The 9,119-nt window shown below is 60.0% G+C and carries 9 protein-coding genes; 2 read left to right on the top strand and 7 right to left on the bottom strand.

Features of this window, described 5'->3' with window-relative positions:
• Positions 1 to 142 precede the first annotated feature (142 nt).
• The 7 genes from astA to QMX93_RS28010 all read right to left on the bottom strand — a co-directional run bounded on the left by astA (position 143) and on the right by QMX93_RS28010 (position 7,341).
• A complete protein-coding gene (astA, locus tag QMX93_RS28040) occupies positions 143 to 1,177 on the bottom strand; it encodes an arginine N-succinyltransferase (protein ID WP_282358769.1) in 1,035 nt (344 codons plus the stop codon).
• Positions 1,178 to 1,211: 34 nt separating this feature from the next.
• Complete coding sequence (locus QMX93_RS28035) at positions 1,212 to 2,228, bottom strand: arginine N-succinyltransferase (protein WP_282358768.1); 1,017 nt, start codon at positions 2,226 to 2,228, stop codon at positions 1,212 to 1,214.
• Positions 2,229 to 2,346: 118 nt separating this feature from the next.
• Positions 2,347 to 3,696, bottom strand: coding sequence for an APC family permease (locus tag QMX93_RS28030; protein ID WP_159812482.1), 1,350 nt, complete (start codon positions 3,694 to 3,696; stop codon positions 2,347 to 2,349).
• 79 nt (positions 3,697 to 3,775) lie between these two features.
• A complete protein-coding gene (locus tag QMX93_RS28025) occupies positions 3,776 to 4,528 on the bottom strand; it encodes an N-formylglutamate amidohydrolase (protein ID WP_212546118.1) in 753 nt (250 codons plus the stop codon).
• Positions 4,512 to 5,843, bottom strand: coding sequence for a glutamine synthetase (locus tag QMX93_RS28020; RefSeq protein ID WP_282358763.1), 1,332 nt, complete (start codon positions 5,841 to 5,843; stop codon positions 4,512 to 4,514). Before QMX93_RS28020 ends, QMX93_RS28025 begins: the two co-directional genes overlap by 17 nt.
• Positions 5,840 to 6,484 (bottom strand): isochorismatase family cysteine hydrolase, encoded by a 645-nt coding sequence (locus QMX93_RS28015; protein WP_282358761.1) that lies wholly within the window; start codon positions 6,482 to 6,484, stop codon positions 5,840 to 5,842. Before QMX93_RS28015 ends, QMX93_RS28020 begins: the two co-directional genes overlap by 4 nt.
• A gap of 2 nt (positions 6,485 to 6,486) precedes the next feature.
• Positions 6,487 to 7,341 carry a MurR/RpiR family transcriptional regulator gene (locus QMX93_RS28010; RefSeq protein WP_159812478.1) on the bottom strand — a complete coding sequence of 285 codons (855 nt, stop codon included), beginning with the start codon at positions 7,339 to 7,341 and terminating at the stop codon, positions 6,487 to 6,489.
• Positions 7,342 to 7,778: 437 nt separating this feature from the next.
• Between QMX93_RS28010 and QMX93_RS28005 the strand changes: the two genes are divergently transcribed.
• Both QMX93_RS28005 and cobF read left to right on the top strand, forming a co-directional pair.
• Positions 7,779 to 8,240 (top strand): histidine phosphatase family protein, encoded by a 462-nt coding sequence (locus QMX93_RS28005; protein WP_349016563.1) that lies wholly within the window; start codon positions 7,779 to 7,781, stop codon positions 8,238 to 8,240.
• Entirely contained in the window at positions 8,240 to 8,995 is a 756-nt protein-coding gene (gene cobF, locus QMX93_RS28000) for a precorrin-6A synthase (deacetylating) (protein ID WP_053119239.1), read from the top strand. The genes QMX93_RS28005 and cobF overlap by 1 nt, the downstream gene beginning before the upstream one ends.
• Positions 8,996 to 9,119: the final 124 nt, after the last annotated feature.

Genomic DNA, 9,119 nt, shown 5'->3' with positions numbered 1-9,119 from the left:
GCTGCGAAGCAGTCGTAAGACCGGCAAATGCGGTATGTCTGGAAGAATGAGGTGGCTGGTTTTGGGGCCGCTTCGCAGCCCAGCGGGGATAAATCCCCTCGCCACAGGGGTCTCCTGGCACAAATACCACTATGGTGGATCGTCAGGCAGCCACGGCCTGCTGCTGTTGATTCGGCAGCATCACCGCGCGCACCGAATTGCCCGGTTGCAGCTGCAAACGTTGCGCCGTGAGGCGATCAACCACCAGGCTGCTGCCGACGCGGCGACCGCGGGCGACGGTAATCCGGCAGTTTTCCAGACGACGGTTGTGGATCAGCCACAACGGCGCCTGTTCGTCCGGCGTGCCGAGGCTCAAGGTCAGTTCCAGGCTGTCGCGCACGGTGCGGATGTTGCGGATCGGCGCCTCAATCACCGGGCCGCCGTCAAAAATGTCGATGTAACCTTTGTGCGCAAATCCTTCGGCTTGAAGAATCTTCAGTGCCGGCTCGGTATTCGGGTGCGCCTGACCGATTGCAGCCTGCGCCTGTTCGGTGAGCAGGCAGGTGTACAGCGGCTGACGCGGCATCAGTTCGGCAATGAAGGATTTGTTGCCCAAGCCGGACAAGTGATCGGCATGGGTGAAATCCATCTGGAAAAAGTGTCGCCCCAGACTGTCCCAGAACGGCGAACAACCCTGCTCGTCAGCACTGCCGCGTAGTTCGGCGATCATCCTTTCGCCAAACAGATGCGGAAACTCGGCGACGAACAGCAAACGCCCCAACGACAACAGTCGTCCATTGCTGCCGGTGCGCTGATCATGGCGCAGGAACAGCGAACACAGCTCCGATTGCCCGGTCAGTTCGTTGTTGAGGAACAGCGTCGGAATCTGCCGCTGAATCCCCAGATCCGGTGCCGAACTCACAGTCAAACCAACGCGATAGTTGTACCAGGGCTCGCGCAAACCGACCGCGCCCGACATCGCACTGACGCCGATCACCCGCTGGTCATCGTCTTCGAGCACGAACAGATAGTCGGCGTCGGCGCGTTCCACCTGTTCGGCGAACGCACGTTGCGCCCAGCGCACCCGGTGCGCCAGGCGATCTTCGTTGGCCGGCAGGGTGGTGAACCCCGGGCCGGCCTGTTGAACCAGCGTCATTAACGCGGGCAGGTCGCTGACTTTGACCGGGCGGACAATCATGCGGTAACTCCTTTTACGCGCCTGTTCGGGCGGTTCACAGGGCAATCAGCCGGATCGGGCTGCCTTCGCTCACGTTCAATGCGGCGCACAGGGCCGGGGTGAGGGCCAGTGGTTGCCCTGGCTGATAATCCAGTTCGGCGACAATCGCGCGGTAACCGTGCAGCGCGTCATTGCTCAGCAGATAACGGCCACGCGCATCGATCTGTGGTTGCGAATGGACTTGAGCGGTCTGGCTATGGGTGATCGAGCGAATGTTCGCTGTGCGCGCATACAGCGTCGGGCCAGCGTCGAACAGGTCGATGTAGCTGTTGGTTTCGAAGCCTTCGCGCTGAAGAATATCGAAGGCTTCCTGACCGTCCGGGTGAATGCGACCGATACATTCCTGCGCCGCCAACGGCAGCATCGGCACGTAAATCGGGTATTGCGGCATCAGTTCGGCGAGAAAGCGCCGGCTCTGCAACCCGCACAGGCGCTCGGCTTCAACGTAGGGCAAGTCGAAAAAATGCTTGCCCAGTGCATCCCAGAATGGCGAGTTGCCGTCCGCATCGCTGTAACCGACGATTTCGGTAATCACTGCCTCGGCAAAACGTTGCGAATGAGCGGCGATAAACAGCAGCCGCGCTCGCGAGAGCAATTCAGAAAATGGCGTGCGCTCCAGCGCCGCGTCGATGTGGAAACCGCGCAGCAGGGTGTGATCGTTGAGGTCGTGGCACAGCGATAACGCCGGCACGCCGTGTTCGATGTTCAGCTCGCGCGAGGCACTGGTGAAGTGGCGATTGCGCAGGCTGTAGAACGGTTCATCAAAACCCGCCGTCGAGACAATCTCGGAGCAACCGACGAGGCGCCGGTTATCCAGATCTTCGAGCACGAAAAAGTAATTCTCCGGGCCGTGCGCGCTCGCATCGCGATCAAACGAAGCGCAGGACGCGGCGATTTTCTCGCGCAACCGTTCGCTGTCATCCGGCAGGGAGGTCACGCCCACCAGACTGTCGCGGGCCAATTGTTGCAACTGAGGCAGGTCGGTTATCTCGACTGGGCGTAAGACCAGCATGGATGTACTCCTGTATCAAAAGATTCGGCGAATTCGCCGAACCTGACTATCACTGTCGGTTTCCACGCGCGAAATCAGCGGTCGCCTGATTTGTTGTCAGACGCCGCCCTTTTTTATGTCAGCCATTGCTCGGATCGGGCAGTGCGGTGCTGGCGCCGAGCTTGTTGAGAAAGAACAGGTACACCAGCCCCAGTGCGATCCAGATCAGGCCGAGTTTTTGTGCATCGACGCCCATGTTGTACATGATGGCCGCGACGATGATGAAGCCGATCACCGGGCAGATCAGGTGGCGGATAACCTGGCCGGATTTCTGCCGACGCCAGTAGTAGTTGATCACCGTCAGGTGCAGCAGCATGAAACCGCTGAGTGCGCCGAAGTTGACCAGCGAGGTCAGGGTGTCGACCGAATTGATGAACAGGTAGCAGATCAGCAGCGACAGCACGGCCACGAGATAGATACTCAGGTACGGCGTGTTGTGTTTCGGGTGTACCTTGGCCAGCACTTTCGGCAGTTTGCCGTCGCGGGCCATGCCAAACAGCAGACGCGACACGGCGGCTTGCGAGGTGATCGCCACAGCAACGCCCCACGCCAATGCAGTCGCTACGCCGGTGACGGTGGCCAGCCAACTGCCAGCGGCGATTTCGGCGATTTCATAGAAGGCGGTGTCGGCGGATTTGAAGCCCATGCCGGCTGCCAGATCGGTGGCAATCCAGGTTTGCGCGACGAAAATCACCCCCATCACGATCAGCGTGATCAGTGCGGCTTTGCCGACGCTTTTGCCCGGATCACCTTTGATTTCCTCGGCGAGCGTCGAGATCGCGTCGAAGCCGAGGAACGACAGCACGGCAATCGATACCGCTTGCATCAGCAGGGCGAAGTTGAAGGTTTCCGGGTTGTACAGCGGCGCCAGGGTCAGCTCGCCATTACCGCCACCGTTGTGCAGGGCCGTCCACGCGTAGAACAGGAAAATGCCCAGCACGACCAACTGTGCCAGCAGAAAAATGATGTTCATCCGCGCCGTGAAAGTGATGCCGCGCAGGTTGACGAAAGTCGCGCTGACCAGGAACGCCAGAATGAAGCCGACTTTCGGAATGTCCGGATACAAATGATTGAGCGCCATCGCCGCGTACACATACAGTAGCGGTGGAATCAGTAGATAGTCGAGCAGCATCAGCCAGCCAGCGATGAAGCCGACGTGTTGATTGAGGCCGCGTTGCGCGTAGGAATACACCGAGCCGGCAATCGGAAAAGCCTTGGCCATGCTGCCGTAGCTCAGCGCGGTGAATAGCATTGCCACCATGCCAATGATGTACGCCAGCGGCACCATCCCCGGTGCCTCGGCGTTAACGTAGCCATACACGCCGAACGGGGCGATGGGGATCATGAAGATCATCCCGTACACCACCAGGTCGGTCAGCGTCAGGCTCCGTTTCAATTCTTGCTTGTAGCCGAATTCTTCAATTTCCATGAAGCGCAACTCCTTGTCAGCCAATCGGTCGTTTTAGTTGTTATGTCGGTCCATCGTTTGCAGCTTCAGCGGTCTTTCGTTACAGCAATGGCGCGAGGTATCCGGCCCAGCGCGATACGGCTTCGGGGCTGCGCAGCAAATCGTTGCGCACCTCGATCAGCACCGAGTCGAGGCCTCGGGCATCGCCGTGTACGGGCACGGTCATATCACCCAGTGGATCAATCTTGTACGGCTGATTGCCCGCGACTTTCAGCGGATGTTCGCCGAGGCCATCGAGCAGACGTTGCGCGTACTCCTTTGCTTGACCGAACAGCACGCCAATTTCCAGTGGTCGTGGCTGGCCGTAATACACCGGGGTGAAACTGTGGATCCCCACCACGCGCACCGGTTGACCCTGTGCAACGCGTTCATCGATCAGCGTCTGCAAACGCGCATGAAACGGCTTGAACAGCGTCTGACGTCGGTATTCGCGCGTGGCTTCGTCCAGCTCGCGGTTACCCGGAATCTGATAAATCTCGCTCTGTGCCGGAATGCTGTCCGGCGCATGGCGTGGGCGATTCAGGTCTATCAGCAACCGTGAATAGTTTGCGCTCAACAGCGTTGCGCCCAGTTGTTCCGATAATTGCTCGGCCAGTTGCAGCGCACCGATGTCCCAGGCGATGTGTTCACGCGCGGCGGCATCATCCAGGCCCAGATTGTTCAGGGCTTCGGGGATGTAGCGGCTGGCGTGCTCGCACACCAGAATCAAAGGATGCGTCGAGTCGGCGCGGCTCAGGTTGTAGACCGGTCGAGTAAACAACCCCAGCTCGGCGGATTCAGTACAGGCGTGCATAGTGCTCACACAGGTCAGCGGGCGAGAGCTGTTCCGTCAGCGCCAGTTCCTCGGTTTTAAGGGCGTGGTACGTGTCGAGCAACGGCTTGGGCAGCCATTCTTTGAAGGCTGCACTGTCGCGCAGGCAGTCCAGTGCCTGGGCCAGCGAGGCGGGCAGGGCGACAATGCCCCGAGCCTTGCGTTGCTCGTCGTTGAGTGAATCGGGAATTTCGTCGGTGATCGCGTTCAGCGCCAGACGCTGTTCGATGCCCAAACGTCCGGCGATCAGCAAGGCGGCCATGGCCAGATGCGGCGAGGCAGTGGCGTCCATGGCGCGGAATTCGAGGTTGAACTGGTGGGCCACGGATTTGCCGCCGAGAGTCACGGTCGGGCAGATGCGCAACGCCGCTTCCCGATTTTGCTGGCCGAGGCAGGCATAGGAAGCGCTCCAGTGATGTGGCTGCAAACGCTCATACGAAACCGGCGTTGGCGCGGTGAACGCACACAACGCTGGCAAGTAGTGCAGGATTCCTGCGGCCCAATGCTGACCGATGCTCGACAGACCGTTGCTGGTGCCCGCGTCGTACAGCATCGGCTGGCCGCCCAGATCGAGCAGGCTGACATGCAGATGCACACCGTTGCACACCGCTTCCGCTGCAGTTTTCGGCGCGAAACTCAGGTCGAGGCCCATTTGCCGGGCGATCTCCCGGGTGATCTCGCGCACGTTGACCGCGCGGTCTGCGGCCGCTACGCCGAGCGTCGGACGGCAGGTGATTTCGTATTGATGCTTGCCGTATTCGGGCAGGAACATTTCCGGCTCGACGCCGCCAGCACGCAGGGCGCTGAGTAACCAGCCACCGAATTCGGCACCTTGACGCTGGGCTTCGAGGGAGAACGCCAAGTGTTCGGCTACACCTGCGTGAAGGTTGAATTCGTGTTCAAACGTGGCGTTGACCTGCAAGCCCAACTCATCGCGATAACGCTCGATTTCATCGCGCAGCAGCGTGCGTGGGCAGGCGCCCCAAGGGCGGCCATCGGTTTCGCGGATATCGCCGTGAATGAAGTCCAGCGCTGGCGCACTCGCGTCCGGGCCATTGCTGACGGTGACGCGGCTGCTCAGATCCGGGATCAGCCGCAAGTCGCCATAAGCGCCCCATGGATTGGTCGAGGCGATAACGTCCTGTGGCGTCAACGCACTGTTGGCCGGCACCCAGCCGCAACCCGCCGCTTGATAATGCTCAAGCTCATCGGTGGGAAACGAGCGGCCACGGGTGATGCCGATCAAGTCGGTGGTGACGATGGTGGTCATCGGCAGCGGCGTCAGGCGCGCACTCATGGCTGCATCTCCTGCAACCGGCCGAGTATGGTTTGGGTGTCGGTGATCCAGCAATAACCCTTGATCGCGTTCAGGCAGGCGTTGTGCCGTTCGGCGCTGTAAGTGGCGCAGGCGTCTTCGACCAGCGTGACCAGATAACCGCGATCGGCAGCATCGCGCACGGCCATGTCGACGCATTGATCGGTGACAATGCCGGCGATGATCAGGTGACGGGTTTCGAGGTTGCGCAGCACGTAGTCGATGTTGGTCGAGTTGAACACGCCGGACGAAGTTTTCGGCAGAACGATTTCGTTTTCTACCGGCGTCAGGTCTTCGATGATCCGCGCCTGCACGCTGCCTTTGGGAAGGTGCATGTCCGAAAGTTTGTGGTCGAGCGAACGGTCGCGACCATCGGCGGTGAGGCTTTCGATAATGGTGTGCAGCACGTTCTGCTGCGCTTCGCGAAAGGCACTGAGCAAACGCCGTTGATTGGGTACCACCTGCATACGCGTTCGGGTCAGGAAGTACTCGGCGTCCGGATCGTTGAGGTGCGGATCGAACTGCGGTTCGAGCCAGGCACGCTGCATGTCCACCAGCAACAGCGCGGTATGGTCGGTGACAAACGGCAAGTCCCGCGGCGAGCGGTGGGGAAGGCTGAACATCCTTATTTATCCTCCAGCAAGTGGGTGGCGAAGTCGTTGCGCAAGGCGTCGATGCCGTCCAGGCGATCGGCGAGGTTGTCAGTGCGCAGGGTCAGGCAGGCGATCAGCGCCTCGACCTGGGCCAGCGCCGGCACCATGGTGTCGAACGGCGAGGCTGATTCGACCGGGGCGCTGATGATCAAGTCGGCCAGTTCGCGCAGCGGCGAGGCATAAATGTCGGTGAACAGCACCACCCGTGCGTTGTTGGTTTTCGCAGCGGTGGCCACGCGCAGCGCTTGCGTCTGATAGCGGCGATAGTCGAACAGCAGGACGACGTCCTGACGTTGCAGGTCGAACAGCCTGTCGGGCAATTGCGCGTTGTCTTCCAGCGCAAAGCAGCCGGGGCGCAGCAGACGCAAGTGATTGAGCAGGTAAGTCGCCATCAGGCTGCTGAAACGGCCGCCAAAGCAATACACCTGATGCCGCGCGTCGAGCAGCCAGTCGGTCAGAATGCGCACGTCTTCGGGTTGGGTCAGCGATTGGGTTTCGACCAGCAAACGATGGCTGTCGGCCAGGTAATGGCTCCAGGCGTCGTCCTTGTTTTGCTGTGCGCGAGGCTGCAACAGCGTGCGCGGTGAGCGCAGGCGATGATCCATGTCGCTGAGAAGGGCGTCCTGGAATTCGGCGTAACTGCCGAAGCCGAGTTTTTTTACCAGGCGGACGATGGTCGGATCACTGACGCCGGCGTGATCGGCCAGACGTGCCATCGGCCCCAGACCATTGCGCGGGTACTGATCGAGCAAGGCGCGAACGACTTTGCGCTCCGACGGCGTAAGATCCAGGCCGGGATCGGTGATCAGGTCTCTGAGAGGGGGCATCCGGGCTCCTGCTGGATGGGTTTGTCGAATTTGCTTCACAATTCGCCAAAACAGTATTTATGTAACTGAGGTTACATGTCTAGCGAATTTTTCGTGGGTTGGCCAAGCTGTGAAACAGGTACGAAACGCCCGTGTAACAGGGTCTACGCGGTGGTCGACTGGGCTTGTAGTCCATTGCCCATTGTTGTGTCAGACATTACCGATATTTGCTGACGCGGATCATCAATGCCTGAACAGCGAGTTGCCCGCTAAGCCCCTGTTTACGGCACAATTGCCGCCCGCGAAGATTGCATTAGTCCATTTCAGACCCTTCGAGTGAGTGATCCCCTGTGCAAACCACCCGGTTGACTCTGATTTGCCATGCTCGAACCGTCGCACAGAAATTGGCGTGTTTTCCTACAAACGAGCCTGTTGAAAATCCGCTGGCGGCGTCCGACTTGCTGGCTGATCGATATGCCACGGCGTCCCGTATTCTGTGCGGGCCGGAATTACGCACACAGCAGACCGCTGCGTGGTTTGGCGCAAACGCGCAGATCGACGAGGCATTGCGCGATTGCGATTGGGGTCGCTGGCACGGGCGGTCGATCAAGGATCTGCAACATAAGGAAGGCGAAGCGCTGCAAGCCTGGCTGGCAGACCCGAGTGCCGCACCGCATGGCGGCGAATCGGTGGTTGAGGTCTCTGCGCGCGTGGCCAAATGGCTGGACGAATTGAAAGCGACGCCTGGCCATATCGTCGCGGTGACTCACCCCTACATCGTGCGCGCGGCGCTGATGCAGGTGGTGCAGGGCGCAGCCTTCAACGCGATAGACGTCGAACCGCTGGCGGCGGTCGAATTACGATTTAACGGTATCTGGCGTTTGCGTTTGCCGGGTATTGATTTTGAGGAAAGATTTTGATGAAACAACTATTGGTCATCGGCATCGGCGCCGGCAATCCCGACTACATCACCATGCAAGCGGTGAAAGCGCTGAATCAGGTCGACGTGTTCTTCCTGATGGACAAGGGCCAGAGCAAGGACAAGCTGATCGACCTGCGCCGGGAGATCTGTGATCGCTACATCACCGACCCCGACTACCGCTTCGCCGAAGCGCATTGCCCGGAGCGAGAGCGCGGCGACGTCGATTACACCTCGGCGGTGGTGGATTTGAACCAGGCCAAGCAGCAGACCTTCGAACGGATGATTAATGAAGAATTATCCGACGGCCAATGTGGCGGTTTCCTCGTCTGGGGCGACCCGGCGTTGTACGACAGCACCGTGCGTATTCTGCAATCGATTCTGGCCGAGGGCCGCTGCGAGTTCGAGTTTGAGGTGATTCCGGGGATCACCAGCGTTCAGGCGCTGGCGGCGCAGCACAAAGTGCCGTTGAACACCATCGGGCGCTCCATCGAAATCACCACCGGCCGGCGTTTGGCGGCGGGGAAGGTGAGTGACACGGACAGTCTGGTGGTGATGCTTGATGCGGAAGATTCCTACCATCATGTGGCGGATCCACAGACGCAGATTTACTGGGGCGCTTATCTGGGCACGCCGGATGAGATTTTGATCAGCGGCAAGTTGGGGGAAGTGGCTGACGAGATAGAGCGCGTGCGCAAGGCGGCGCGGGCTGAGCATGGGTGGATTATGGATACCTATTTGTTACGCAAGCCTTAGGTCTATTTCCGGCGGGACGGGCCTCTTCGCGAGCAGGGGAATGCATTTCAAATGTGGGAGCGAGCCTGCTCGCGAAAGCGCCCGGCCCGCCCACTCAAACCCCATGCCCAAACCGCGCCCGCTA

It is taken from the genome of Pseudomonas sp. PS01303 (genome assembly GCF_029959385.1).
Taxonomy (GTDB): domain Bacteria; phylum Pseudomonadota; class Gammaproteobacteria; order Pseudomonadales; family Pseudomonadaceae; genus Aquipseudomonas; species Aquipseudomonas rustica.
This window is presented reverse-complemented; position numbering and strand designations above follow the sequence as displayed.